Source organism: Bradyrhizobium centrosematis, assembly GCF_045571495.1.
Taxonomy (GTDB): domain Bacteria; phylum Pseudomonadota; class Alphaproteobacteria; order Rhizobiales; family Xanthobacteraceae; genus Bradyrhizobium; species Bradyrhizobium centrosematis.
Map to the genome: position 1 here is coordinate 4,378,310 of NZ_CP120703.1, position 26,507 is coordinate 4,404,816.

General features: G+C 66.0%; 25 protein-coding genes. 14 read left to right on the forward strand and 11 right to left on the reverse strand.

The window, feature by feature from the left end; all coding sequences use genetic code 11:
- The first annotated feature begins 6 nt into the window (after positions 1 to 6).
- From P6U31_RS21175 to P6U31_RS21205, 7 genes are all read left to right on the forward strand, one after another.
- Entirely contained in the window at positions 7 to 690 is a 684-nt protein-coding gene (locus P6U31_RS21175; RefSeq protein ID WP_407183616.1) for an amino acid ABC transporter permease, read from the forward strand.
- A gap of 7 nt (positions 691 to 697) precedes the next feature.
- Positions 698 to 1,366, forward strand: coding sequence for an amino acid ABC transporter permease (locus P6U31_RS21180; RefSeq protein ID WP_407183617.1), 669 nt, complete (start codon positions 698 to 700; stop codon positions 1,364 to 1,366).
- 1 nt (position 1,367) lies between these two features.
- The gene (locus P6U31_RS21185) at positions 1,368 to 2,126 is read left to right on the forward strand and encodes an amino acid ABC transporter ATP-binding protein (RefSeq protein WP_407183618.1); all 759 of its coding nucleotides are present in this window, start codon (positions 1,368 to 1,370) and stop codon (positions 2,124 to 2,126) included.
- Positions 2,127 to 2,146: 20 nt separating this feature from the next.
- The gene (locus tag P6U31_RS21190; protein ID WP_407183619.1) at positions 2,147 to 2,941 is read left to right on the forward strand and encodes a transporter substrate-binding domain-containing protein; all 795 of its coding nucleotides are present in this window, start codon (positions 2,147 to 2,149) and stop codon (positions 2,939 to 2,941) included.
- A 65-nt stretch (positions 2,942 to 3,006) separates the two neighbouring features.
- Positions 3,007 to 3,453 (forward strand): ribose 5-phosphate isomerase B, encoded by a 447-nt coding sequence (gene rpiB, locus P6U31_RS21195; RefSeq protein WP_128925265.1) that lies wholly within the window; start codon positions 3,007 to 3,009, stop codon positions 3,451 to 3,453.
- A gap of 12 nt (positions 3,454 to 3,465) precedes the next feature.
- Positions 3,466 to 4,383, forward strand: coding sequence for a ribokinase (locus P6U31_RS21200; RefSeq protein ID WP_407183621.1), 918 nt, complete (start codon positions 3,466 to 3,468; stop codon positions 4,381 to 4,383).
- Between the two features lie 58 nt (positions 4,384 to 4,441).
- Positions 4,442 to 5,167 (forward strand): sulfite exporter TauE/SafE family protein, encoded by a 726-nt coding sequence (locus P6U31_RS21205; RefSeq protein WP_407183623.1) that lies wholly within the window; start codon positions 4,442 to 4,444, stop codon positions 5,165 to 5,167.
- 6 nt (positions 5,168 to 5,173) lie between these two features.
- On the opposite strand, the gene P6U31_RS21210 is transcribed toward P6U31_RS21205, so the two are convergent.
- Both P6U31_RS21210 and P6U31_RS21215 read right to left on the reverse strand, forming a co-directional pair.
- The gene (locus tag P6U31_RS21210; RefSeq protein ID WP_407183624.1) at positions 5,174 to 7,240 is read right to left on the reverse strand and encodes a putative bifunctional diguanylate cyclase/phosphodiesterase; all 2,067 of its coding nucleotides are present in this window, start codon (positions 7,238 to 7,240) and stop codon (positions 5,174 to 5,176) included.
- A complete protein-coding gene (locus P6U31_RS21215) occupies positions 7,240 to 8,388 on the reverse strand; it encodes an ABC transporter substrate-binding protein (RefSeq protein ID WP_407183625.1) in 1,149 nt (382 codons plus the stop codon). Before P6U31_RS21215 ends, P6U31_RS21210 begins: the two co-directional genes overlap by 1 nt.
- A gap of 189 nt (positions 8,389 to 8,577) precedes the next feature.
- Here P6U31_RS21215 and radA point away from each other — a divergent pair, with 189 nt between their 5' ends.
- From radA to P6U31_RS21245, 6 genes are all read left to right on the forward strand, one after another.
- Positions 8,578 to 10,023: a DNA repair protein RadA gene (gene radA, locus P6U31_RS21220; RefSeq protein ID WP_407183626.1), complete on the forward strand. Its 1,446-nt coding sequence runs from the start codon at positions 8,578 to 8,580 to the stop codon at positions 10,021 to 10,023.
- Between the two features lie 166 nt (positions 10,024 to 10,189).
- A complete protein-coding gene (locus tag P6U31_RS21225) occupies positions 10,190 to 10,819 on the forward strand; it encodes a CvpA family protein (RefSeq protein WP_407183627.1) in 630 nt (209 codons plus the stop codon).
- A gap of 28 nt (positions 10,820 to 10,847) precedes the next feature.
- Positions 10,848 to 12,362 (forward strand): amidophosphoribosyltransferase, encoded by a 1,515-nt coding sequence (gene purF, locus P6U31_RS21230; RefSeq protein ID WP_407183629.1) that lies wholly within the window; start codon positions 10,848 to 10,850, stop codon positions 12,360 to 12,362.
- Between the two features lie 136 nt (positions 12,363 to 12,498).
- Complete coding sequence (locus P6U31_RS21235; RefSeq protein ID WP_407183630.1) at positions 12,499 to 13,239, forward strand: SDR family NAD(P)-dependent oxidoreductase; 741 nt, start codon at positions 12,499 to 12,501, stop codon at positions 13,237 to 13,239.
- 78 nt (positions 13,240 to 13,317) lie between these two features.
- Positions 13,318 to 14,466, forward strand: coding sequence for a hypothetical protein (locus P6U31_RS21240; protein WP_407183631.1), 1,149 nt, complete (start codon positions 13,318 to 13,320; stop codon positions 14,464 to 14,466).
- A 170-nt stretch (positions 14,467 to 14,636) separates the two neighbouring features.
- Positions 14,637 to 15,863, forward strand: coding sequence for an ABC transporter substrate-binding protein (locus tag P6U31_RS21245; RefSeq protein ID WP_407183633.1), 1,227 nt, complete (start codon positions 14,637 to 14,639; stop codon positions 15,861 to 15,863).
- A 145-nt stretch (positions 15,864 to 16,008) separates the two neighbouring features.
- On the opposite strand, the gene P6U31_RS21250 is transcribed toward P6U31_RS21245, so the two are convergent.
- The 8 genes from P6U31_RS21250 to P6U31_RS21285 form a co-directional block, all read right to left on the reverse strand.
- Positions 16,009 to 17,265, reverse strand: coding sequence for a TCR/Tet family MFS transporter (locus tag P6U31_RS21250; RefSeq protein WP_407183634.1), 1,257 nt, complete (start codon positions 17,263 to 17,265; stop codon positions 16,009 to 16,011).
- Positions 17,262 to 18,644 (reverse strand): ribosome biogenesis GTPase Der, encoded by a 1,383-nt coding sequence (gene der / locus P6U31_RS21255; RefSeq protein ID WP_407183636.1) that lies wholly within the window; start codon positions 18,642 to 18,644, stop codon positions 17,262 to 17,264. The genes P6U31_RS21250 and der overlap by 4 nt, the downstream gene beginning before the upstream one ends.
- Positions 18,645 to 18,694: 50 nt before the next feature.
- Positions 18,695 to 19,246 (reverse strand): hypothetical protein, encoded by a 552-nt coding sequence (locus P6U31_RS21260; RefSeq protein WP_407183637.1) that lies wholly within the window; start codon positions 19,244 to 19,246, stop codon positions 18,695 to 18,697.
- A 46-nt stretch (positions 19,247 to 19,292) separates the two neighbouring features.
- Positions 19,293 to 19,946 carry a tetratricopeptide repeat protein gene (locus tag P6U31_RS21265; protein ID WP_407183638.1) on the reverse strand — a complete coding sequence of 218 codons (654 nt, stop codon included), beginning with the start codon at positions 19,944 to 19,946 and terminating at the stop codon, positions 19,293 to 19,295.
- A 166-nt stretch (positions 19,947 to 20,112) separates the two neighbouring features.
- Entirely contained in the window at positions 20,113 to 21,705 is a 1,593-nt protein-coding gene (locus tag P6U31_RS21270; protein ID WP_407183639.1) for a class I adenylate-forming enzyme family protein, read from the reverse strand.
- A 134-nt stretch (positions 21,706 to 21,839) separates the two neighbouring features.
- Positions 21,840 to 22,424, reverse strand: a complete 585-nt coding sequence (locus tag P6U31_RS21275) for an NnrU family protein (RefSeq protein ID WP_407183641.1) — start codon at positions 22,422 to 22,424, stop codon at positions 21,840 to 21,842.
- Between the two features lie 223 nt (positions 22,425 to 22,647).
- Positions 22,648 to 23,223 carry a hypothetical protein gene (locus tag P6U31_RS21280; RefSeq protein ID WP_407183642.1) on the reverse strand — a complete coding sequence of 192 codons (576 nt, stop codon included), beginning with the start codon at positions 23,221 to 23,223 and terminating at the stop codon, positions 22,648 to 22,650.
- Between the two features lie 99 nt (positions 23,224 to 23,322).
- On the reverse strand, positions 23,323 to 24,945 hold the full coding sequence (locus P6U31_RS21285) for a peptide chain release factor 3 (protein ID WP_407183643.1): 1,623 nt from the start codon (positions 24,943 to 24,945) through the stop codon (positions 23,323 to 23,325).
- Positions 24,946 to 25,120: 175 nt separating this feature from the next.
- On the opposite strand from P6U31_RS21285, the gene sugE reads away from it, so the two are divergent.
- A complete protein-coding gene (sugE, locus tag P6U31_RS21290; protein WP_407183644.1) occupies positions 25,121 to 25,435 on the forward strand; it encodes a quaternary ammonium compound efflux SMR transporter SugE in 315 nt (104 codons plus the stop codon).
- On the opposite strand, the gene P6U31_RS21295 is transcribed toward sugE, so the two are convergent.
- Entirely contained in the window at positions 25,428 to 26,435 is a 1,008-nt protein-coding gene (locus tag P6U31_RS21295) for an inorganic phosphate transporter (RefSeq protein WP_407183645.1), read from the reverse strand. The two genes, sugE and P6U31_RS21295, sit on opposite strands and share 8 nt — an antisense overlap.
- Positions 26,436 to 26,507: the final 72 nt, after the last annotated feature.

A 26,507-nucleotide genomic window follows, 5' to 3' on the forward strand; every position in this document is an offset into this window, starting at 1 on the left:
GATACGATGAGCCTGCAACTCGACTTTCCCGCAGTGCTGGAGCGTTGGCCGAGCTTTCTCGCCGGCGCCGTGCTGACGCTGGAGCTTGCCGCCTTCGCGACGGTGCTCGGCGCCCTGCTCGGCACGCTCGCGGCAATCGGGCGCGGCACGCACAATGCGCTGATCGCGAGCGCCTGCAAGGCCTATGTCGAGACCATCCGCAACACGCCGCTCCTGGTGCAGATCTTCCTGGTCTATTTCGGCCTCGCCAGTCTGGGCCTGAAATTCTCCGCCTTCGCGGTGGCCGTGGCCGCGCTGACGATCAATGTCGGCGCCTACACCGCCGAGATCATGCGCGCCGGCTTCGAGGCGATCCCGCGCGGACAGATCGAGGCCGCCGAAGGGCTGGCGCTGTCGCGCCTCCAGATCTACTGGCACATCATCCTGCTGCCGGCGGTCGAGAAGGTCTATCCGGCGCTGACCAGCCAGTTCGTGCTGTTGATGCTGGCGTCCTCGGTCTGCTCGCAGATTTCGGCCGAAGAGCTGACCGCCGTCGCCAACTACATCCAGTCGGACACCTATCGCGCGTTCGAAACCTACATCATCGTCGCCGTTCTCTACGTCATCCTCTCCCTGGTGATGCGCGCCGGCTTCTGGGGCCTCGGCCTCCTGCTGTTTCCGCGCCGGCGCCGGCTCGGCACGCCATTGTGAGATGACCATGGGCGGACATCTCAACATCAATCATCTGATGTTTCTCGGCCAGGGCGCGCTGTGGACCATTGGCCTGTCGCTGATCGCGCTGATCGGCGGTGGCGTCGTCGGCTTCGTGATCGCGCTTGCACGGATCTCGCCGCTGAAAACCGTGCGGATCGCCAGCGCCGTCTATGTCCAGCTCATCCAGGGCACGCCGCTGCTCGTGATCCTGTTCCTCGGCTATTTCGGCCTCGCGGCCATCGGCCTCAAGGTCTCGCCGCTGGTCGCGGCCGGCGCCTCGCTCACGCTCTATGTCGCCGCCTATCTCGGTGAGATCTGGCGCGGCTGCATCCAGTCCGTGCCGAAGCCGCAATGGGAGGCTGCCGAGGGCCTGGCGCTGAGCCGGACCCAGCGCATGATCAAGGTAATCCTGCCGCAGGCGATCCGCATCGCGACACCGCCGACCGTCGGCTTCATGGTGCAGATCATCAAGAACACCTCGCTCGCCTCCGTGGTCGGCTTCGTCGAGCTGATGCGCTCGGGCCAGATCGTCAACAACTCGCTGTTCGAGCCGTTCGCCATCTACGCCATCATCGCCGTCACCTACTTCGCCATGTGCTATCCCCTGTCGCTGCTCAGCCAGAGGCTGGAACAGCGGATGGGGCGTGGCAGGTCCAACCTCGCGCCAGCCTGACATGCAGCAAAACGCCCCCTCCTCCGAACCGATCGTGTCGCTCCACAACGTGCAGAAGAGTTTTGGCGCGCTGCGCGTGCTCGACGGCGTCTCCTTTGCCGTCGCGCGCGGCGAAGTGCTGGCGCTGATCGGCCGCTCCGGCTCCGGCAAGAGCACGGCGCTGCGCTGCATCGACCGTTTCGAGAAGGTCGACGGCGGCGAGATCGTCGTGTGCGGACATCGCGTCGACCGCCCCGACGTGAACTTGCGCGCGCTGCGCCAGGACGTCGGCATCGTGTTCCAGAGCTACAACCTGTTTCCCCATCTCACGATCGAGCAGAACATCACGCTTGCGCCTTGCGCGGTGAAGGGTATGGCGGCATCCCAGGCCAGGGATCTCGCCCGAAAGGTGCTGGCGCAAGTCGGGCTCGAGGAGAAGCTGCACGCCTATCCCGAGCAGCTCTCGGGCGGCCAGCAGCAGCGCGCTGCGATCGCCCGCTCGCTCGCCATGCAACCCAAGGTGATGCTGTTCGACGAGGTCACCTCCGCGCTCGATCCCGAGCTCACCGGCGAGGTGCTGAAGGTGATCGAGCAGCTCGCGGCCGACGGCATGACCATGGTGATGGTCACCCACGAGATGGGATTCGCCAAGGGCATCGCCGACCGGATCGTGTTCATGCATCGCGGCAAGGTCCACGAGACCGGACCTGCCTCGATCCTGACGTCGCCGACCACGCCCGAACTCACGCAATTCGTGGGGACGGGAAACCTAAAATCATAACAGGGAGAGGAGAACCAGGGATGACCAAGAAAATAGTGCTGGGGACTGCCGCCGCATTGTGCGGCCTCATCATGATGGCGGCAACGCCCGCATCGGCCGACCTGCTCGACGACATCATGAAGGCGAAGAAGATCCGCATCTCGACCGACCTCGCCATTCCGCCCTCGGGCATGATGGATTCCAGCATGAAGCCGACCGGCTCCGACGTCGAGGTGGCGCAGCTGCTCGCCAAGGACTGGGGGCTCGAGCTCGAATTCATCCAGACCACCGGCGCAACCCGCATTCCCAACGTCCTGACCGGCAAGGCCGACATCATCATCTCGACCCTGTCGGTGACGCCGGACCGCGCCAAGGTGATCGACTTCACCAAACGCTATGCGACGCTGCAATCCGATGTCGGCTGCCTGAAATCCTCCACCGTCAAGGACTGGCCCGACCTGAAGGACAAATCGATCGGCGTCTCGCGCGGCACCACGCAGGACACCACCCTGTCCAACATGAAGGACAAGGACCTCAAGATCGCGCGCTATGACGACGACGCCACCATGGTGACGGCGGCGGTCTCGGGCCAGGTCGACTGCGTCGGCTCGTCCGCGACGATCATCAACCAGATCGGCGTGAAGAATCCTTCGCGCGTGTTCGAATCCAGGATTCCGCTGGCGACCTTCGATCTCGCCATCGGCTTGAAGAAAGGTGAGCAGCCGCTGATGGACAAGCTGAACGCCTGGATCACCGAGAACGTCAAGAACGGCAAGCTCAACGCGATCTACAAGAAATTCCACGGGGTCGATCTTCCGGCGGACATGCGTAGCTGAAACCAAAAAGCCGTGACAGCCGCGTGCGGCTGTCACGGCCAATGCAAGATCAAGAAGGACATTACATGCGTCTCGTCATCGGATCCGACCACGCCGGCTGGCCGCTCAAGCAGACCGTCATCGACCACATCCGCAAGCTCGGCCATGACGTCGTCGACGTCGGCTCCTATGACGACAAGCCGGTGGATTTCCCCGATATCGCGCGGGCAGTGGCACAAAAGGTCACCTCTGGCGAGGCCGCGCGCGGCATCATGGTGTGCGGCACCGGCGTCGGCGCCTCGATCGCTGCCAACAAGATGAAAGGAATTCGCGCCGCGGTCTGCCACGACGTCCATTCGGCTCACCAGAGCGTCGAGCACGACGACGTCAACGTCATGTGCATCGGCGCGCAGATCGTTGGCGCCTGGCTCGCCGTCGATCTCGTCTCCTCATACCTCGCTGCCGAATTCTCCACCGACGAAGACTTCCGTCGCCGGGTGGAGAAACTGCGCATCATGGATGAGCAAGGCTGACGGCCTACCGCCATGATCCTGGTGTTCGGATCGCTCAACATCGATCTGGTCGCGCAGGTGCCGGTCATTGCCGGCCCCGGCCGGACGGTGCTCGCACCGAGCTACCAACGCCATTTCGGCGGCAAGGGCGCCAATCAGGCCGTGGCTGCCGCGCGAATAGCGGGCCCTGACCGCGTCCGCATGGCAGGCCGCGTCGGCCGGGACGGATTTGGCGACAGCGCAATCCAGAACCTGCGCACAAACGGCGTCGATACCGCTCTCGTCGTCCGGGGCGCCGAGCCGACCGGTTGCGCGTTCATCACGGTCGATCAGGCCGGCGAAAATGCGATCACGGTGGCCAGCGGCGCCAACATGGACGCCGGAGCCGACAACCTCCCGGCCGAGCTTTTCAGCTCCGACACGGTGCTTGTGCTTCAGATGGAAGTACCGTTCGCAGAGGCGCTGAAAGCCGCGCGCCGGACCAATTCAGCCTCCGGGACCGTCATCTGGAATCTCGCGCCGGTTCCGGAGAAGATGACCCGCGAGATGGTGGCGGAGCTGCTCGCGGTGACCGACTATCTCCTCGTCAACGAGCACGAGGCGCTCGATGCCGCCAGGACCATCGGCCTAGCTCCGTCTCATTACGAGGCCGCAGCTGCGGAACTCGCGAGGGCCGGCGGGCTCACCTGCATCGTCACCGCCGGCGCGCAAGGCGCTCTGGCTGTCGCAGCGGACGGAACCCGCTTGCGCGCGCCTGCCCCACGCATCACGCCGGTGGACACCACCGGGGCCGGCGACACCTTCGTCGGCGCGTTTGCAGCCATGCTGAGCGAAGGCGTCGCGCTGCAACGCGTGCTCGCCGTGAGCTGCGAAGCGGCGGCCTTGAAGTGCCTCAAGACCGGTGCGCAGACCGGCATGCCGATGCGCAGCGCATTGGCCTCCCTCGCCTAAAGCGCATCGCTCGCATCCCTTCCCAGCGGCTACACTCTCCCGATTCGCGGAGACTGCCTTGGCCTTTCTCTTCGTCCTCAGCGTCGGCCTGCTCGCCGGCACCATCTCCGGCATCGTCGGCACCGGCTCGTCGATCATGCTGATGCCGGTGCTGGTCTATGCCTATGGGCCGAAGGAAGCCGTTCCGATCATGGCGGTCGCTTCCGTGATGGCGAATTTCTCGCGCATCCTGGCCTGGTGGCGGGAGGTCGACTGGCGCGCCTGTGCAGCCTATTCGGTCACGGGCGTTCCGGCCGCCGCGCTCGGCGCGCGGACGCTGCTGGCGCTGCCCTCGCATGCCGTCGATCTCGCCATCGGAATCTTCCTGATCGCGATGGTGCCGGTGCGGCATTGGCTGGCGCGGCATGATCTCAAGGCCAATCTCTGGCATCTCGCCATCGGCGGCGCCGTCATCGGCTATCTCACCGGCATCGTGGTCTCGACCGGCCCGCTCAGCGTGCCATTGTTCCTGTTCTACGGCCTCTCGAAGGGCGCCTTCCTCGCCACCGAAGCCGCCGCCTCGCTCGGCCTCTATTTCGCGAAATCCGTGACCTTCGAACGCTTCGGCGCGTTGACGGGCGATGTGTTCGTCAAGGGCCTGATCGCGGGTGGCTCGCTGATGTCCGGCGCCTTCATCGCCAAGCGTTTCGTGCTGCACCTGAAACCGGACATGTTCCGCCTATTGATGGACGCGATCATGATCGCAGCCGGGCTCTCGATGCTGTGGAACGCGGCGCAGACCTGAAGGTGCTCAGGCAAATTCGGGCGCGATCGAGGGGCTGTCGGCGAGGACGCGGCTTGCCGTTGTGGGCTGCCCGTCGAGCCATTGCAGCACCGCGTCGAGCGGCTGCGGCCGCTGATAGAGGTAGCCCTGCCCGAACCTCACGCCCATCTCGCGCATGGCCGCGGCCTGCTCGGCGCGCTCGATGCCTTCGGCGATCAGGGTGAGCCCCAGCGTGCCGGCGAGCGATGCGATCACGCCGACGATCGCCTTGTCCTCCGCGCTATCGGGAATCTCGCTGATGAACGCCTTGTCGATCTTGACCTTGTCGAGCGGGAAACGCCTGAGATGGGCGAGCGAGCTGTAACCGGTGCCGAAATCGTCGAGCGCGATCGTCGCGCCCAGCCGGCGCAGGCGATGCAGAGTCTCGGAGGCGCTGGCGATGTTGTTGATCAGCGAGCCCTCGGTGATCTCGAGCTCGAGCAGAGATGCCGCAACCTCGAAGCGCGCGCAGGTCGCGCGCAGCTCGGCGGCCAGCGAATGGTCGGCAAGCTCGGACGGCGGCAGGTTGATCGCGATCCGGATTTGCGGCCTGCCGGCGGCGGCCAAACGTTGCAGCGCCGAGCAGGCATCGGTCAGCACGTAGCGGGTCAGCCGTGCATTGTTGCCGCTGCGCTCGATCAGAGGCAGGAATTCGGCCGGGCCGATCACGCCGTGGTCGGGATGGCGCCAGCGGATCAGCGCTTCGAGGCCGACGACCTCGTGGCTTTCGAGGTCGACCTGGCTCTGGTACCAGACCTCGAACTGTCCCTCGGCAAACCCCGTGGGAATGGCGAGCTCGAGATCCCTGCGGCGCCGGTAGTCGCGCTGCAGCTTTTCGTCCAGCACGGCGACCGTGCCGGGCGCCTTGCTCTTGGCATGGTAGAGCGCGATGTCGGCCAGCGTCGGCAGATGCGACAGCTCCGGATCGTCAGCGTGGCGCACGGCAAGGCCGATGCTGGCGCGCGGCACGACCTGCTTGTCGTGGAGCCGGATCGGTTCGGAAATGGCGGCCAGCACCTGCTGTGCGAAGGCGTGCGCAGATGCTTCATTGCTGACTTCGGGGCGAATGACGACGAATTCGTCGCCGCCCAGCCGGGCGACGCAATCCTCCGCCTCGACCGCGGCCCGAAGACGCTCGGAGATGTGGATCAGGAACTTGTCGCCGGCCTCGTGGCCGAACGTGTCGTTGATACCCTTGAAGTCGTCGAGATCGACGAAGCAAAACGCGACCAGCGCATCCGGCCTGCCGCCATCACGGCTCGCCGCGGCGAGGCGCTCGGTCAAGGAGCGCCGGTTAGGCAGCCCCGTGAGCGGATCGTGTGCCGCCATGTATCCGAGCCGGTCGAGCGCACCCGACGTCGTATGTTGCATGGCATTGAAGGCGCGCGCGAGCTGACCGAACTCGTTCGAGGACGTGACGTCCGCCGGATAGGCGCGCCCGTCCTGCTTGCTGCGCTGGATGGCCGACATCATGGCCGCGAGCGGCCGGCCGATGAAGATGTTGGCGGAGATCCGCATGGCGATCAGGGTCGCAAACGTCGCGAGCAGGCCGACGATCAGCAGCAGCGCCAGCCGGCTGCCCGCGCCCGCGTAGAGCGCCGCATGGGAATAGGCGATCGCGATCCGACCGGCCTCAACGGCCATGTTGCCGTTGCTGTAGTGGATCGGCCGCGAGACCTCGGCGACCGATTGGACTTCGGGACGTCCCACCACGCGGGCGATCGCAGCACCCGTGTCGTCATAGACGGCCGCCGCCGCGATGGTCTCGTCGTGCATGATCTCGTTGAGCACGCCCGTGACCTGGTCGTAGCGCATCTTCCAGAGCGGCTCGGCGATCAGCTCGGCCCGGCTCTCGGCGAGGCGGGCCATGCGGGCGTCGAGCTGCTTGATCTGCGACCAGAAGCTCGACGCCTCGACGCCGGCCGACGCGAGCAATTGCACCAGCAGCAGCACGGGCACGGTGGCCCAGATCATCGCCCGGACGACCGAGCGCAGGCGCGGTGGCGGCGTCTGCTGGTCGGGATCCGGATCGGTCATCGCCTCATCCTTGCGCATCAGTCAGCGACGCCTTCGGGAAGCGGCAGGGACGAAATGAGCGCGTCGAGCGAGAAGTCGTAGTGACCGCAGCGTCCGGCCTTGGCCCGGAACCGGGTGAAGTCGATCCGGTCGAAGGCGCGCATCCTGATGAGGTCGCCCACCGAGCCGAGATTGTCGCGCGTGATCGCCGACGTCTTGACTTCGACGCGGGGTGAAACCGCCGCGAAATCGCAGCCATCGGCATAATCGCGCAGCAGGACGATGGACCAGCCGCCGAGCAGGAAATGCCCGCCGTCGGTCAGCAGCAGGCGGCCCGCCTTGATCTCGCGCAGCGCGTCCTCCGACCAGTTGAGGCCGACCAGCTGGATGTCGCGGCCGGGCACGAGGCCGGCGGCGATCACCGCGCGCAGCGCGCCGAGCGCCATCGGATCGTTTCCGGCCCAGATCCCGGCGGGCCGGATCTCCTTGCGCGAGGCCCAGCCCAGATAATTCGTCGTGACCCGCTCGGCCTCCGACTGCGTCCAGTTGGCGAACAGCAGCCGGTCCACTACGACATCAGGGGCAGTATCCACGGCGAGCTTGAGACCGGCATTGCGCGCGATCGAGGCGGGCGTGATCTCGTCGCCGCCGATGCCGAGAATGTGGATCTTGCCGTCCGCGCTCTGCCACTTCTCCGCCCGCGCGGCCGTGATCAGGGCGTTGGCCATCCGCGCGCCCGCGGTCCGAAGATCGGTCGTGATATCGCCGAGCCAGGTCTTGAGCTTCTGCCGCGGCGGCCCGAGCCGGACCGCATCCTCGCCGATCAGCGTGTTCGAGAGCAGCAGCGTCTTGACGCCGGCGGCCTCGGCCGCCTCCAGGATCGGGACGGCGGCGGATTCCTCGTTCGACAGGATGAGAAAATCGGGCTTGTCGTGACGTGCCACCACGCCGAAGCCGAGCTCCTGCATGGTGCGGTAATTGCGCTCGCTGGTCAGCACCTCGACATGCGCGTCGAGCTTGCGGCCGGCGGCCTTCATGGTCTGCGCGACCATGTCCCAGTAGACCTCGCCGGTCTTGCCGGGGCTGACGAAGACGATCTCGAGGGGCTTGGCAGCGCTCGGGCCAACGGACGCGAAAACGCCGCAGGCCGTGCCCGCCGCGAGCAATAAACGCAGGAATCCAGTCATTTCTCTTCGCCGCCCCCGATGGTTCCGAGATTGGACCTGCGTCCGCTAACACTTCGCAAAATCGACCGGGCCACTGCGGCACAGAGCTAATGAAGGGTATATCTGCCGTGCCGAATTGAGATATTCGAAGGCGGCGATCACCCGCCGTTCCATGCTATCAGCGAGCCGAAACCGCGACTCATACGTCCCATGGCCAAGAACACGCTTTCCTTCGTCTGCCAGAACTGCGGCGCGGCCTATAACCGCTGGCAGGGCAAGTGCGAGTCCTGCGGCGAGTGGAATACGCTCGCGGAAGAGGACACCAGCGGCAGCGTGCCGGTCTCGATCCGCTCGAAGCGCAAGGGGCGGACGTTCGCGCTGGAGAGCCTTGCCGGCAAGAGCCCGGATGCGCCGCGCCTGTCCTCGGGGATGACCGAGCTCGACCGCGTCACCGGCGGCGGTTTCGTCCGCGGCTCGGTGCTGCTGGTCGGGGGCGATCCCGGCATCGGCAAGTCGACGCTGCTGACGCAGGCAACCTCCATGCTGGCACGCGCCGGCCACCGCATCGTCTACATCTCCGGCGAAGAGGCGATCGCGCAGGTGCGTCTGCGCGCCGAACGGCTTGGGCTGTCGGACGCACCGGTGCAGCTCGCGGCCGAGACCTCGGTCGAGGATATCGTCTCGACGCTGTCCGAGGGCGCGGTGCCCCGGCTGATCGTGATCGACTCGATCCAGACCATGTGGACCGACACCGTGGAATCGGCGCCCGGCACCGTGACGCAGGTGCGCGCCTCGGCGCAGGCGCTGATCCGCTTTGCGAAGAAAACCGGCGCGGCCATCATCCTGGTCGGCCATGTCACCAAGGACGGCCAGATCGCAGGCCCGCGCGTGGTCGAGCACATGGTCGACGCCGTGCTGTCGTTCGAGGGCGAAGGCTCGCAGCAATTCCGCATCCTGCGCGCCGTGAAGAACCGGTTCGGGCCGACCGACGAGATCGGCGTGTTCGAGATGACCGGGCTCGGCTTGCGCGAGGTCACCAACCCCTCGGAGCTGTTCCTGTCCGAGCGCGATCTCGGCACGCCCGGCACCGCAGTCTTCGCGGGCATCGAGGGCACGCGGCCCGTTCTGGTCGAATTGCAGGCGCTGGTGGCCCCGACCTCGCTCGGCACCCCGCGCCGGGCCGTGGTTGGTTGGGATCCGAGCCGGCTCTCGATGGTGCTGGCGGTGCTGGAGGCCCATTGCGGGGTCAAGCTGTCCGGCCACGACGTCTATCTGAACGTCGCCGGCGGCCTGCGCATCCACGAGCCGGCGGCGGACCTCGCCGCCGCCGCGGCGCTGGTGTCATCCTTGGTTAATGCGCAATTGCCGACCGATGCGGTTTATTTCGGCGAGATCTCGCTGTCTGGCGTGGTGCGCCCGGTGGCACAGACCCCAGCCCGGCTGAAGGAAGCGGCAAAACTCGGCTTTCAGCGCGCTGTGCTGCCCGAATCGGCCCGCGGCGAGAGCGGCGGCGATGCCGGATTGTCGCTGAATGCGGTCAACAGCCTGACGACCCTGGTGGCGGAGATCGCCGCCCGCGGCTCCCGCCGCGGCGAATCGAACACGCCGGCAGAGAAAAATGCCACACCGGCAAGAATCCGCCGTGGAGAGGGGTAGGTGGAGGTGACGTCGGAGGCCCTCGCCGCTATACAGCCGTCACAAAAGCAGCATGGGATTGCGTGGTTGCGGCCTTGCCGGGAACGCCGTCTGCCCCTCTTTTAGGGCAGCGGCCAAGCACCGATTCGCAGAGCACCTTTGAAGTACGAGCGGACCAGACCAGCCGATGCCAGTTACCATCCTCGACCTGATCCTGCTCGGTGTGATGCTGATCTCTGGCCTGCTCGCCATGGTCCGCGGCTTCATGCGCGAAATCCTGTCGATCGCGGCTTGGGGCGCGGCGGCGATCGTGACGCTCTATTCGTTCTCGAAGCTGCTGCCGACCGCCAAGAGCTATTTCAACAACGACACCGTCGCGAGCGTGGTGGTCGTCGCCGGCGTGTTCGTCGGCACCCTGATCGTGGTCTCCGTGATCACGGTGCGGATCTCCGACATGATCCTGGATTCGCGCATCGGCGCGCTGGACCGCACCCTGGGTTTCCTGTTTGGCCTCGCTCGCGGGCTTTTGATCGTCGTGGTCGCGTTCCTGTTCTTCACCTGGCTGGTGCCGGACAAACAGCGCCCGGACTGGGTCACCGGGGCCAAATCCCGCGTGGTGCTGCAGGGAACCGGGGATTGGCTGATGGCCCTCTTGCCCGACGACCCCGAGAACACCATCTTGAAGAGATTCAAGAAAAACAAACCAGATGATGATCAAGCTGATTCCGAGCAGCAGCCTTCGGGCAGTGGCGACGGATACAGTAAACCTGCTCGTGACAGCCTGAAAAAGCTGATCGAGAAACCTGCGGCGCGTTGATTAGGCCCTAAAGAGAGGCGCGGACGAGATGCGACACCCTGACCAGGACGCCCAATTCGATCTCGATCTCGGCCCCGGCGCCGCGCTAGAGCTTCAGGACGATCTGGAAGGGGATACGCTGCGCGAGGAATGCGGCGTCTTCGGCATCTACGGCCACCCCGATGCTGCCGCCATCACCGCGCTCGGCCTGCACGCGCTTCAGCACCGCGGCCAGGAAGCCGCCGGCATCGTCTCCTACGACGGCAGCCGTTTTCACAGTGAGCGCCGGCTCGGCCTGGTCGGCGACACCTTCTCCCGCCGCGAGGTAATCGACCGCCTGCCCGGCAACATGGCCGTCGGCCATGTCCGCTATTCCACCACCGGCGCCACCATCCTGCGCAACGTGCAGCCGCTGTTCGCCGAGCTCAATGCCGGCGGCCTCGCGGTCGCCCACAACGGCAATCTCACCAACGGCCTGACGCTGCGCCGCGAGCTCGTGAAGAGCGGCGCGATGATGCAGTCGACCACCGACACCGAGGTGATCCTGCATCTGGTCGCACGCTCCAAGCGCGCCCGTTTCATCGAGCGCTATATCGACGCGCTGCGCGAGATCGAAGGCGCCTATGCGCTGGTCTCGCTGACCAACAAGAAGCTGGTCGGCGCGCGCGATCCGCGCGGCATCCGTCCGCTGGTGCTCGGCGAGCTCGACGGCTGCCCGATCCTCACCTCCGAGACCTGCGCCCTCGACATCATCGGCGCGCGCTTCGTGCGCGACATCGAGCCCGGCGAAGTCATCGTGTTCGACGAGAACGGCCAGGACATCCACAAGCCGTTCCCGCCGATGGCGCCGCGCCCCTGCATCTTCGAATACATCTACTTCTCGCGGCCGGATTCCATCGTCCACGGCCGCTCGGTCTACGAGGTCCGCAAGGCCTTCGGCGCCCAGCTCGCGCGCGAAAGCCACGTGCCGATCGACGTCGTCGTGCCGGTACCGGATTCCGGGGTGCCCGCCGCGGTCGGCTACAGCCAGTACTCCGGTGTGCCGTTCGAGCTCGGCATCATCCGCAACCACTATGTCGGCCGCACCTTCATCCAGCCGACCCAGGCGATCCGCGAATCCGGCGTGCGCATGAAGCATTCGGCCAACCGCGCCGCGATCGAAGGCAAGCGCATCATCCTGATCGACGACTCCCTGGTGCGCGGCACCACCTCCAAGAAGATCGTGCGCATGATGCGCGATGCCGGCGCCAAGGAAGTGCATTTCCGTCTCGCCTCGCCGCCGATCCTCTATCCCGATTATTACGGCATCGACCTGCCCGATCGCGGCGGCCTCCTGGCCGCGACGCATTCGCTGGAGGAGATGCGCGAGATCATCGGCGCCGACTCGCTTGCCTTCCTGTCGATCGACGGCATGTACCGCGCCATGGGCGAGCCCGGCCGCGATCCCGCCAATCCGAAATTCTCGGATCACTGTTTTACCGGCGCCTACCCGACCCACCTCACCGACCAGACCCAGACCGAGCCGCAGCCGCGGCAGCTGTCGCTGCTGGCGGAAGCGAGCTGACGGCGTAGCCGTCATCCCGGGGTGGTCCGCCAGGAGCGAGCCCGGGATCTCGAGATTCCGGGTTCGATGCTGCGCATCGCCCGGAATGACAGTCGTTGGGGCTTGTCCCGGCCGTCCACGCCTGTAAAACCCCGCCATGACCAAACCCCTCGCTGACCGTATCGCTCTCGTCACCGGCGCCTCGCGCGGCATCGGCTATGCCACCGCAATCGCGCTCGCCAAGGCCGGCGCGCACATCGTGGCGACGGCGCGGACGCAAGGCGGGCTGGAAGAGCTCGACGACGAGATCCGCAAGGACGGCGGCAGCGCCACGCTGGTGCCGCTCAACCTCACCGATTTCGACGGCATCGCGCGTCTCGGCGCCGGGCTGCATGAGCGCTACGGCAAGCTCGACATCCTCGTCGGCAATGCCGGCGTGCTCGGCCCCTCCTCGCCGATCGGCCATATCGAGCTGAAGACCTTCAACGACGTGATGGCCGTCAACGTCTCCGCAAACTTCCAGCTGATCCGCTGCATGGAGCCGCTGCTGAAGCAGTCCGACGCCGGCCGCGCCGTGTTCATCACCTCGGGCGCCGCCAACAAGGCGACCGCTTATGTCAGCCCCTACGCCGCCTCCAAGGCCGCGCTGGAGACGCTGGCCCGCGCCTGGGCGCAGGAGACCGCGAACTCCAAGCTGCGGGTCAACCTGTTCAATCCCGGCCCGGTCCGCACCCGCATGCGCGCGACGCTGATGCCGGGCGAAGATCCGGCGATGCTCGACACGCCCGAGCAGGTCGCCGAATTCATCGTGCCGATGTGCGCGCCCGACTGGACCGAGACCGGCAAATTCTACGACTACAAGACCCGCACGCTGATGAGCTTCCGCGCGCCGGCCTGATTGACTTACCTGCCTCGGCGCGATTGACTGCCCGCGCTTAAGCGGCGGTAAGCCGCGAGCCAAGAAAGGGAGGTCGCCATGGCGCCATGGCATGATCGCGCAGGCTTTGCGCGTGCGCTCGCAAATGTCTCTCACGCCCTCGCCCTCCTGATCGCCGCCAGCGCTGTCGTGCTTCCGGGCCCGGCACGAGCCGGCGACGTCCCGACCTTCACGGTCGATTCCTCGTGGCCGAAGCAGCTCCCGAACAACTGGATCCTCGGCCAGGTCGGCGGCATCACGGTCGACTGGCAGGGCCATATCTGGGTGATCCACCGCCCGCGCTCGCTCACCGACGACGAGAAAGGCGCGAGCCTCAACCCGCCGCGCTCGAAATGCTGCGTGTCGGCGCCGCCCGTGCTCGAATTCGACGTCGACGGCAATCTGCTGCGCTCCTGGGGCGGTCCGGGCCAGGGCTATGAATGGGTCGGCCGCGAGCACGGCATCGAGGTCGACGAACGCGGCTTCGTCTGGATCGGCGGCAACGCCGATAACGACAACGCCATTTTGAAGTTCACGCTCGACGGCAAGTTCGTCGCCCAGATCGGCAAGTTCGCGCCCAGCCTCGGCAGCAACGACACGACCCAGCTCGGCAAGCCGGCGGAGACCGCGCTCGACAAGGAGGCCAACGAGATCTACGTCGCCGACGGCTATGGCAACCGCCGCGTCATCGTGTTCGACGCGACCACCCTCGCCTACAAGCGGCACTGGGGCGCCTACGGCAACAAGCCTGACGATGCCAAGCAGGCTCCCTACGATCCCAAGGCGCCCGTTGCCCAGCAGTTCGGCAACCCGGTGCACTGCGTGAAGCTCGCCAATGACGGCCTCGTTTACGTCTGCGACCGCATCAACAACCGCATCCAGGTGTTCAAGAAGGACGGCAGCTTCGTGAAGGAGTTCTTCTTCGAGAAGAACACGCTCGGCAACGGCGCGATATGGGACATCGCGATCTGGCCCGACCCGAAGCAGACCTATCTGCTCAGCGCCGACGGCGAGAACAACGAGATCCGCGTGATCAAGCGCGAGGACGGCAGCGTGGTCGGCAGCTTCGGCCATAGCGGCCGCAACGCGGGTCAATTCCACTGGGTGCACGCCATGGCGGTCGACCCGCGGGGTAACGTCTATACCGCCGAGGTCGATACCGGAAAGCGCATCCAGAAATTCAAGCTGACATCGGACGCGCTCAAATAGCGTCTCAACGCATCTTGCCCAAAAGTTAACCGATGGATGTCGCTACCACGCAGCGTCATCCGGCTTTAGGCGCATTGCCGCCGGCCGTGGGACAGGCTAGAGCCATCAACCGGAACAAAGGCTCCGTCCAAGAGAGCCGTCCGCATATTTGACAATGGAGGAGACCTTTTATGACGACGACGTTCGCGCGCCGCTCCGCGGCCCTTCTGGCCTGTGCCGCCTTCGGTTTTGCCACATCCGCCTTTGCCCAGGACAAGACCGTCAAGATCGGCGTGCTCAACGATATGTCGAGCCTCTATGCCGACATCGGCGGCCCGAACTCCGTGGTCGCGATCAAGATGGCGGTCGAGGATTCCGGCCTGCTCAAGAAGGGCTGGAAGATCGAGGTTCTGAGCGGCGATCACCAGAACAAGCCTGACGTCGGCGTCAACATCGCCCGGCAGTGGATCGACAACGACAAGGTCGACGCGATCGCGGACACGCCGAGCTCGGGCGTGGCGCTCGCGGTGAGCAACCTCGTCAAGGAGAAGAACGCGGTGCTGCTCAATTCGGGCGCGGCCACCGCAGACCTCACCGGCAAGGCCTGCACGCCGAACACGGTGTCCTACACCTATGACACCTACATGCTCGCCAACGGCACCGGCAAGGCGCTGACCAAGGCCGGCGGCGACAGCTGGTTCTTCCTGACCGCCGACTACGCGTTCGGTCACGCCCTGGAGCGCGACACCAGCGCCGTGGTCACCGCCAACGGCGGCAAGCTGCTCGGTGGCGTCAAGCACCCGCTCAACACCGCGGACTTCTCCTCCTTCCTGCTCCAGGCGCAATCGTCGAAAGCCAAGATCATCGGCCTTGCCAATGCCGGCGGCGACACCACCAACGCGATCAAGCAGGCCGCCGAGTTCGGCATTGTCCAGGGAGGCCAGAAGCTCGCCGCGCTATTGCTGTTCATCAACGACGTGCACTCGCTGGGCCTCAAGACCGCGCAGGGCCTGACCTTCACCGAGTCGTTCTACTGGGACATGAACGACAAGACCCGCGAATGGTCGAAGCGCTTCTCGCAGCTTGCCAGCAAGAACGCGATGCCCTCGATGACCCAGGCCGGCAATTACGCGATGGTGCTGCATTATCTCAAGGCGATGGAAGCGCTCGGCGGCAACCCGCATGACGGCGCCAAGGTCGTGGCCAAGATGAAGGAGCTGCCAACCGACGATCCGCTGTTCGGCAACGGACCGCTGCGGCAGGACGGTCGCCGCCTCATCCCGGCCTATCTGTTCGAGGTGAAGAAGCCGGAGGAGTCGAAGGGTCCGTGGGACTATTACAAGCTGGTCGCCACGATCGCGCCGGAGGACGCGGCCAAGCCGCTCAAGGACAGCGACTGTCCGCTGGTGAAAAAATAGAATGTAGGGTGGGTTAGCATGCGGCTGCGCAAGGCGCAGTCCGCTAGCGTAACCCACCTCTTCTGCCTCCGCTGAAGTCAAAGAGGTGGGTTACGCCTCGCGGTTTGCGCTTCGCGCGACCGCGCGACTAACCCACCCTACGGCGCTACGACGCCGTCTTCGTCGCGCCCAGCGTCCGCACCGCGATCGCCACGCACACCATCATCAGCAGCGCCGCCAGCAGGAACGGCGCGCCGGGCAGATGCAGCGGGGCGCTGGCGCCGATGAAATACGAAAACGTCAGCGTGAACAGGAACGGGCCGACCAGCTGCGACACGCTCTGCACGCTCGCGGTCGCGCCCTGCAACTGGCCCTGCTGATCGGGCGCGACGAGCCGCGTCATCAGCGCTTGCGACGCGGCGCCCGAGATGCCCCAGAGCGCCAGAATGGGAATGCCGATCCAGGACAGCGGCCCGGTCGGCGCCGCGCCAAGGACCACGAAGCCGGCCGCGCCACAGCACAGCCCGAGCAACAGAGCCTTGGGTTCGCCGAGCACGCGCACGATCGCGCCGATCGCGAGCCCCTGGACCACCATGGCGCAGATGCCGACCATCGCCAGCGTCAGTCCCACGGTCTTGGAATCCCAGCCGTAGCGATAGGTCGCATAGAGCACGAAAGTCGAGGGCAGCACGACGTGCGCAACCTGCGCGATGAAATTGACGACGGACAATCCGGCGAGTCCAGCATTGGAGCGCAGCAGGCGCAGCGCCCCGAGAGGATTGGCAGTTCGCCAGCGGAACGGCGCGCGCTTGTCCGGCGCCAGCGATTCCGGCAGGACGAACAGCCCATAGAGCGCGTTGGCAAGGCTCAACGCCGCCGAGGCCCAGAACGGCAGGCGCGGATCGATGTCGCCAAGGAGGCCGCCGAGCGCCGGGCCGAGGACGAAGCCGGCACCGAAGGCAGCTCCAATCCGGCCAAAGATCGCCGCGCGCCGTTCCGGCGGCGCGACGTCGGCGATATAGGCAAAGGCGGTCGAGATGCTCGCCGAGGTGATGCCCGAGATGACGCGGCCGACGAACAGCCACACCAGCGACGGCGCCAGCGCCATCAGCACGTAGTCGGCGGCCAGGCCGAAATTCGACAGCAGCACCACGGGACGCCGCCCGAACCGATCGGACAGCGCCCCCAACAGCGGCGAGAACACGAACTGCATCAAGGCCCAGGCGGTGCCGAACAGGCCGAAGATGCGCGCCGCATGCGCGGTGTCGTTGTCGACGAAGCTTTCGATCAGCTTCGGCAGGATCGGCATGATCACGCCGAGCGCGAGCATGTCGAGCAGGATGGTGACGAAGATGAAGGCGACCGCGCCGCGCCGGACCATTGCGGCGCCCTGCACCACCGTCGCGCCGGCGCCGTCGCTCATGACGGCCGCTTGCGCTTATGCGCGAAGGGATTGGCCTTCTCGCGCAAGGTGATGCGCACCGGCGTGCCCGGCAGATCGAAAGTCTCGCGCATGGAATTGGTCAGGTATCGCAGGTAGGACTGCGGCACCGCGTCCGCACGCGAGCAGAACAGCACGAAGCTCGGCGGGCGCGCCTTGTTCTGGGTGATGTAGTTCAGCTTCAACCTGCGGCCGGACACCGCGGGCGGCGGATTGGCCTGGATCGCCTGCTCGAACCAGCGATTGAGCGCCGAGGTCGGCACGCGCCTGTTCCAGACCGCATAGGCGTCCTGGATCGCCTGCATCAGGCGGTCGATGCCCTCCCCCATCAGGCCGGAGACGGCGACGATCGGCACGCCCTTGACCTGCGGCAGCCAATGATCGGCATCGCGGCGCAGAGCCGAGATGGCGCCGCCGCCCTTGGTCTCCATCAGATCCCATTTGTTGACGGCGAGCACGATGGCGCGGCCCTCGCGCTCGATCAGATCGGCGATGCGCAGATCCTGCTCCTCGAAGCGGTTCTGCGTGTCCATCATCAGCACGACGACTTCGGCAAAGCGTACCGCGCGCAGCGCGTCCGCAACCGAGAGCTTCTCCAGCTTCTCCTCGATGCGCGAGCGCCGGCGCAGACCCGCGGTGTCGAACACGCGAAAATCGCGGCCTTTCCAGTTGATCTCGACCGCAATGGAATCGCGCGTGGTGCCGGCCTCCGGGCTCGTCAGCAGACGCTCCTCGCCGAGCAGATGGTTGATCAGCGTCGACTTGCCGGCATTGGGCCGGCCGACGATGGCGACCCGGATCGGGCGCGTCGCAGCCTCTTCCTCGGAGAGCGGCTCGTCGTCCTCGATCTCGCCTTCGCCGACGGGCTCCGGCATCAGCTTGGCGAGCGCATCGTAAAGCTCGCCCATACCCTCGCCGTGCTCGGCCGAGATCTGGATGGGATCACCGAGGCCGAGCGCGAACGCTTCCATCGCGCCGGCATCGCCGTGCTTGCCCTCGCTCTTGTTCGCGACCAGCAGCACCGGCTTGTTGGCCTTGCGGGCGAAATCGGCGAAGGCGCGATCGGTGGGCGTGAGGCCGACGCGGGCATCGATGACAAAGAACAGCGCGTCGGCTTGCGCGATCGCCGTCTCGGTCTGCTCCTGCATGCGCGCGGTCAGCGAGCCCTTGGCACCCTCGTCGAGGCCGGCGGTATCGATGATGGTGAAGTGGAGGTCGCCGAGCTTGGCCTCGCCCTCGCGGCGGTCGCGGGTGACGCCCGGCAGATCATCGACGAGCGCGAGCTTCTGTCCGACCAGGCGGTTGAACAGCGTCGATTTGCCGACATTGGGCCGGCCGATGATGGCGATCGTGAAGGACATCGGTCATTCGTGCGCTGCCGGGGCTGCGCCTGTCAATGCAGTGAAAAATATCAGCGCGAGAAGCTGCCGCTCGGCAGCGGCGCCGGGAAGGCGCTCTGCGATTGCTGCTGCGTGGTCTGGGCGGGTTGCGCCTGCTGGACCGGCTGATCCGGCGGCGGCGCGGTGGTGCGCTTGCGGACGATCTTGTGCTTGGGCGGCGGCGCGGCCGTGGGCGGCGCCGCCTCCGGCTGGGCCTCGCCGTCGACCTCGCCGGTGGGCGCCTCGGCTGGCGCGACGGCTGCGGCGGCCGGCTGCTTGGTGTGCTTCGCCTTGGCGCCCTTCGCCGGCTTGGCCGGCTCGGGCGGCGGCTCCGCAGGCAAAGCCGCCACGGCAGGCGCGTTCGGATCCGGCTGCTGCTGCGCGCCCTTGTACAGCTCCTTCGGAACGCCCTGCTCGAGGCCCGGCACGCCTTCCGGGAAGACCGGCTTGCGGTCGCCCGGCAGCTTCTTCTTGGTGTCGAGGAAGTCGAGCATGTCGCTTGGATCGAAGCTGGAGCAGCCGCCCAGAACGCCCGTGACGGCGATCAGGACAGCGGCTGCGATCAAGCGGGGCGTGCGGCGCATCTTGTGTCTCGTCTCAAGTCAGAGGACCGTCGTCAGCTGTTCTTGCTCAGCTCTTGGCGACGGGCGGCAGCAGGGCCTGGAGCGCCTCGGCGCGCGAGCGCAGGCCGGGCGGCGTTTCGCCGTCCTCGGCGATCGCGTCGAGCCATTTGCGGGCCGCGGTCATGTCGTTGTTGCGCCAGGCCGACAACGCCAGCATCTCGCGGGCGGAGTGGCGGAAGGTCGATTTGGGTGCGGCGGAGGGCTCCAGCCGCTGCTGCATGTCGGCGTAGCTGGCACTGTCGAGCACGAGGCCGGCGGCGCGGATCTTGGCCAGATCCTGCCACTCACCGCCCACGCTGCGATCGGCAGCGAGGTCGTCATACATCTTGGCCGCAGCCTTGGGATCTCGGGCGGCGGCTTCGGCCGCGGCGCGGAGCCGCGCCAGGGTGCGATAGCCCGACGGCGCCTTGGCGGCGAGCTCGGTGAAGGCAGCCTCCGCCTCGGCGTGCTTGTCCTGCTCAGACAGCTCGACCGCCTTCTCGAACGCGGCGCCGGCCGCGGCGGCCTTCTGGGCCTCGAAATATTGGTAAGCGCGCCAGCCACCAACGGCGGCCACGATCAGCACCATCAGGGCGATGAAGTAGATCGAATACTTGTCCCACAGCTTCTTGAGCTGTTCGCGACGTACTTCCTCGTCGACTTCGTCAAATAATTCAGACACTTATGCTAATCCCATGCCCGTCCGGGTACGCGCGCCAATGCGTTCGCGTCAGGAATCCCGTCCCCCGTGTGGCGGCGACGTACCCTAACGATATGGCGGTGGCAAGGCAAAGCGAGCCCGATCAAGGCGTTAACCACCCGGGACCGCCCGGATGCCCCTGCCCGGCTCAGGCGCCCAGGAGCTCCCGCAGCTGCCGTTTCAGCACCTTGCCGTTGGCGTTGCGCGGCAGCGGGTCGGCCGTGATCGCCATGGTTTCGGGAACCTTGTAGTCGGACAGCCGCTCGGCGCACCAGGCGCGCAGGTCCGTATCGGCCACCGGCTGTCGCGTCACCACCACGGCGTGGACGCGCTCGCCCAGCACCGGGCAGGCCCTGGCGATGATCGCGCTCTCGACCACGGCGGGATGGCCGGCCAGCACGGATTCGACCTCGGCCGAATAGATCTTCAGGCCACCGCGATTGATCATGTCCTTTTGCCGGTCGAACACGCGGACGAACCCTTCCGCATCGACCGAGCCGAGATCGCCCGAGTGCCAGAATCCGCCGGTGAAGCTTTCGGCGGTGGCCTTCGGGTTGTTCCAGTAGCCCTTGATGACAGAGGCGCTCTGGATCCAGAGCTCGCCGATCTCGCCGGGCGGCAGCTCGCGTCCGTCCGCTCCCATCGCGACGATGCGCGCGCCGGGACAGGGCAGGCCGACGCTGTCGATATGGCTCTCGGTCAGCTCGCCCGGCATGATCGTCGACGGCGACGTCGTCTCGGTCGCGCCGTAGCAGTTCATCAGCTTCAGGCCCGGAATCTTCGCCTTGAGCTTCTCGATGGTGGCAACCGGCATCGGCGCGCCGCCGAAGCCGCCGATGCGCCAGCTCGACAGATCGTAGCTGTCGAAATCGGGCTGGAGCAGGCAGAGATTGTACATCGCCGGCACCATCACCGTGTAGGTCACGCGCTCGCGCGCGGCGAGCTTGAGGTAATCGGCGGCCTTGAACTCGGGCATGATGATCAGCGCGCCGCCGCAGCGGATCATGGTGGTGATGTTGGCGACGACGCCGGTGACATGGCCGAGCGGCACCGCTGCAATCGAGCGATCGATTTGCGTCAATTGCAGGCAGGACACGAACACCATCGAGGAATGGATGATGTTGCAATGGGCCAGCATCGCGCCCTTCGGCTTGCCCGTGGTGCCCGAGGTGTAGAGGATCATCGCGGTGTCCTCCTCGCTCACCTCGACGGGCGCCCCGGCCGGCGGGTTGTCGGCGAGCACGGCGAAACCCGACAGAGCCGGGTCGTCATCGACGGCGATGCGATGGATCACATCGGGCACATCCTGCGCATCGGGCAGCCGCTCGGCGAGCGCGGATTCGTGGATCAGGATCCTGGCGCCGCAATCGGCAAGGACATAGGCGATCTCCGGCTTCTGCTGGCGCGTGCTGAGCAGCACCGTGACGAGCCCTTCATGCGCGGCAGCGAACAGCAGTAGCGGAAATTCGATGCGGTTGCCGAGCAGGATCGCTACGCGGTCGCCGCGCTCAAGGCCGAGCTTGCGCAAGCCCGCCGCAATCCTCGCCGCCTGCTCCACCGCCTGCCGCCAGCTCAGCCGGAGACTGCCTGCGATCAGCGCTTCGCCATCGGCATTGTGCGCGCGGGCGTCCGCGATCATCGCCCACAGGCTCGCAGGCCGCTCCGCGAACGCCGGCACCACCCGATCGCCAAACCGCGCCTCGAGCCGCATCGGCGGGATTTGAGATTGCGACCAGTCCATCGGGATGCCCTCGGCTTGTTGCTCTTGTTATCTTCCCCGCACGGTCACGCCGGCCCCGTCTTGCGCTGATTGGCTGACCTATTCTCCCGCATGATCATATCGGAAAACCGCTGCACACTTTTCCGGATCATGCGCTAGACACCCACCACGGGAACACCGATCACGACAGGATGGAACGCAAAGGCCAGGGCCAGATAGGCAACGACGCCGACCGCGACCGCGATCAGGTCATTGGTGACCCCGCCCACGGGAATCGGCGGGCCACCGGCGTCGGTGCGAGCTTTAAGCGAGATGCGGTCGTAGACCGCCCAGGCGAGGAACGAGCCGAACAGGATGATGGAGCCGAGGTCGCCGTTGGCCAAAAGATGCGCCGCAGCCCACAGCTTGATGCCGGCCAGCATCGGATGCTTCAGCGTCGCGTAGATGCGGCCGCGCAGATACGAGGCGACCACCAGGATCACCGCGGGCAGCATCAGCGCGACCGTGACGTGCTTCAGCGCCTTCGGCGGGTACCAGACGTCAATCCAGCCGGAGCTGCGGTAATGGGCAAAGCCCCAGATGATCAGCGCGAGCCCCGCGAGCGAGACCAACGCGTAGAGGATCTTGTAGGTCCCCTCGCCCAGCCTGGCGATCGCCTGCGCACGCGCCTTTCGTTTCGTCGTAAAAATGTGGGTGGCGAAGAACAGCACCAGCCCCAGGATCATGACCAGCAGACCCACGACATCCTCCCCGCAAAGCAGCCCCGGCTCTGAGGTATCATCGATCGGCTGCGGCTCGCAACTCTCTCCCCGCATGGTGAGGAGCGCGCCCTTCACGCGCGTCTCGAACCGTGCAGGCCCGGAGGCGGCATCAGCGGGGGCCTTTCATCCGTCGAGACGCGCGTGAAGGACGCGCTCCCAGCGACAACGGCTTCGCCGTTGCGCAAGGGATGAGGGGATAGAGCTATTTCCCCAGCTCGCGATTGTCGACGTAGCGGATCGCGATCGGGCGTCCTGCCAGGGCACCACCGAGGCCGCCCGTGAATTTCAGCGGCAGACAGGCCTTCAACGATGAATTGATCGCATTGAGGTAGCTGGTGCGGATATCCGCCGGCACGCCCGCTGTCGCAAAGGTCAATCGCGGCGGACCGATCAGGCCGCCCGCCTTGTTGAAGCTGAAGCGCACCGCCATCTGCATGCCCGCGCGCGCATTGTCCGATGGCGGCGACCAGCAGCTGCGCAGCTCGGCGAAGAGATCGCCGATCGTATCGAGATCATGATCGGGCTTTTGATATTTGGCGCGGTCGGCCTCTGAGGGGACGCTCTGGATGGTGAGCTGGAGGTTCTGGCCGTAGGGATAATCGATCTCCGGGATGCAGGGGCCGGGTTCGAGCGGGCTGCAATAGGACGGTGTACAAGGCCGGCCATCGAGCACGTTGCACGGCTCGTGCGCAAACGGGATCGGATTGATCTGGCGCGGCCGCGCATCGGCGGCGGTCGAGATCGTCAGCAGGAGAAGGACGAGAATGCCGCGCCACATGGAATGAGCTCGCAATGCCACGAGAAAAAGTGGCGTCGCCCATGAATGCGTCAACCCCGCGCGCATTCACATGCTCGCGCGCGAGAGGGTGTGGGCGCCCTACCCCTTCTTCTTGACGTCCTTGACGTTGGTGAACTCGATGCCCTCGGCGCGTTCTTTGGTGTAGCCGAGATAGAACTCGTTCCGGGCGAGATAGACCGGATCGCCGTCGACGTCGTCGGCGATGCTGGAGGTGTTGGCGGCGATGAAGGTGTCGAGCTTCTTGCGGTCCTCCGAGGAGACCCAGCGCGCCAGCTGGAACTCGCTGACCTCGAACTCGACCGGCAGCGAATATTCCGCCTCCAGCCGCGCCTTCAAGACGTCGAGCTGGAGTGCGCCGACCACGCCGACCAGCGCCGGCGCACCGTCGCGCGGGCGGAACACCTGCACGACGCCCTCTTCCGACATCTGCTGCAGCGCTTCCTTCAGCTTCTTCGCCTTCATCGCGTCGGTGAGACGGACGCGACGGACGATTTCCGGCGCAAAGCTCGGCACGCCAACGAAGTTGAAATCCTCGCCCTCGGTCAAGGTGTCGCCGATGCGCAGCGTGCCGTGATTGGGAATGCCGACGACGTCACCGGCGAAGGCTTCGTCCGCGACCGAACGATCCTGCGCGAAGAAGAATTGCGGGCTCGACAGCGGCATGCTCTTGCCGGTGCGCACGAGCTTGGCCTTCATGCCACGGCTGAGCTTGCCCGAGCACAGGCGCGCAAACGCGATGCGGTCGCGATGGTTCGGATCCATGTTGGCCTGGATCTTGAACACGAAGGCGCTCATGCGCGGATCGGTGGCCTCGACCTTGCGCTGGTCGCTGTCCTGCGCGCGCGGCTCGGGCGCGAACTTGCCGAGACCTTCGAGGAGGTCGCCGACGCCGAAATTGCGCAGCGCGCTGCCAAAATAGACCGGTGTCAGATGTCCCTCGCGGAATGCTTCGAGCTCGAACGGCTTCGAGGCCTCGGTGACGAGCTCGAGCTCGTCCTTCACGGCGGAGACGTCGAGATTGGCATTGAGCTTGGCCAGTTCCTCGATCGCGATCTGCTGCGCCGCGCCGGTCTTGGCGCCGCCGCCTTCGAGCAGGCGCACGCCGCCATTGACGACGTCATAGGTGCCGAGGAAGTCGCGGCCGCGCCCGACCGGCCAGGTCATCGGCGTGGTGTCGAGCGCCAGCGTCTTCTCGATCTCGTCGAGCAGCTCGAACACGTCGCGGCTCTCGCGGTCCATCTTGTTGATGAAGGTAATGATCGGGATGTCGCGCAGGCGGCACACCTCGAACAGCTTACGGGTGCGCGCCTCGATGCCCTTGGCGGCGTCGATCACCATCACGGCGGAATCAACCGCCGTCAGCGTGCGATAGGTGTCTTCCGAAAAGTCCTCGTGGCCCGGCGTGTCCAGGAGGTTGAAGACGAGGCCCTCGAACTCGAAGGTCATCACCGAGGTCACGACCGAGATGCCGCGCTCGCGCTCGATCTTCATCCAGTCCGAACGCGTGTTGCGCCGCTCGCCCTTGGCCTTGACTTGGCCGGCGAGGTTAATGGCGCCGCCGAACAGCAGCAGCTTCTCGGTCAGCGTGGTCTTGCCGGCGTCGGGATGGGAGATGATCGCAAAAGTGCGCCGCCGCGCCACTTCAGCGGCAAGCGGGGAACGGGCCGGCGATTCGGCTGTGGTGGTGGCGATGTCGGACATGGCGGGAGCGTTTGGCAGGGAAACTGGGCCTGATCAAGCCTGATTTGGTGATTGCGGGGCCATCCGGCCAGCCCCATATCGACGCTTGGATAAATCAGTCTTGGGGGAGGACGGCCTCCCTGCCCAACAGCATCTCAGTCGCGGGGACGACCCTGCCTTGATACGGAGGGTCGTCATGGCCTGGAGCATCCTGTTCGTCGCCGGGCTTCTCGAGATCACCTGGGCGATCGGCCTGAAATACACCGAGGGCTTTAGCCGGCTCGTTCCGTCGATCGTCACGCTCGCGGCCATGGCCGGTAGCGTCATCCTGCTCGGCGTCGCCCTCAAATCGCTGCCCGTGGGAACTGCCTATGCGGTCTGGACCGGGATCGGCGCAGTCGGTACCGCCATCCTCGGCATCGTCCTGTTCGGCGAGCCCGCCACGGCCGTGCGCCTTGCCAGCATCGGGCTGATCGTGGCCGGGATTGTCGGGCTGAAGCTCGTTACTTGACGAAGATCTTGACCGCCCACCAACTCAGCGCCGCGACGATGGCCGAGGCCGGGATCGTGATCACCCAGGCATAGACGATCGAGCTCGCCACGTTCCAGCGCACGGCCGAGACGCGGCGGGCGGCCCCGACGCCGACGATGGCGCCGGTGATGGTGTGCGTGGTCGAGACGGGAACCCCGAGGAAGGTCGCCATGAATAGGGTCGCGGCCCCTCCCGTCTCGGCGCAGAACCCCTGCATCGGCGTCAGTTTCGTGATGCGCAGACCCATGGTGCGGACGATGCGCCAGCCGCCCATCAAGGTGCCCAGCGCCATGGCCGCCTGGCACGACAGCACCACCCAGAACGGCACCGAGAAGTCGCTGCCGAGATGGCCCTGCGAATACAGCAGCACCGCGATGATGCCCATGGTCTTCTGCGCGTCGTTGCCGCCGTGGCCGAGCGAATAAAGCGAGGCGGAGGCGAATTGCAGGATCCGGAAGGCCCGATCGACCGCGAACGGTGTCGAGCGCACCGAGGCCCACGACACGATCGCTACCAGCATCATCGCCAGCAGGAAGCCGACCAGCGGCGACAGCACGATCGCCAGCACCGTCTTGGATAATCCGCTCCACACCGCCGCCGAGATCCCCGCCTTGGCCATGCCGCCGCCGACGAGCCCGCCGATCAGCGCGTGCGAGGACGAGGACGGGATGCCGAGCCCCCAGGTCACCAGGTTCCAGACGATGGCTCCGACCAACGCGGCGAAGATCACCTGGGCGTCGACGATCGAGGGATCGATGATGCCGGTGCCGATGGTCTGGGCGACGTGCAGCCCGAACACCATGAAGGCGACGAAATTGAAGAAGGCAGCCCAGAACACCGCGAATTGCGGCCGCAACACGCGGGTCGAGACGATGGTCGCGATCGAATTGGCGGCATCGTGCAGGCCGTTCAGAAAATCGAACAGCAGCGCGACGGCAATCAGTCCGACCAGGACGGGAAGACCCAACGCAGCATCCACGGCGGCGCCCCTGCTCTAAGCTTTGCGCATGATCTCCGCGCAAACGCGTTCCGCGTTTGGCGCGAAGGAAAA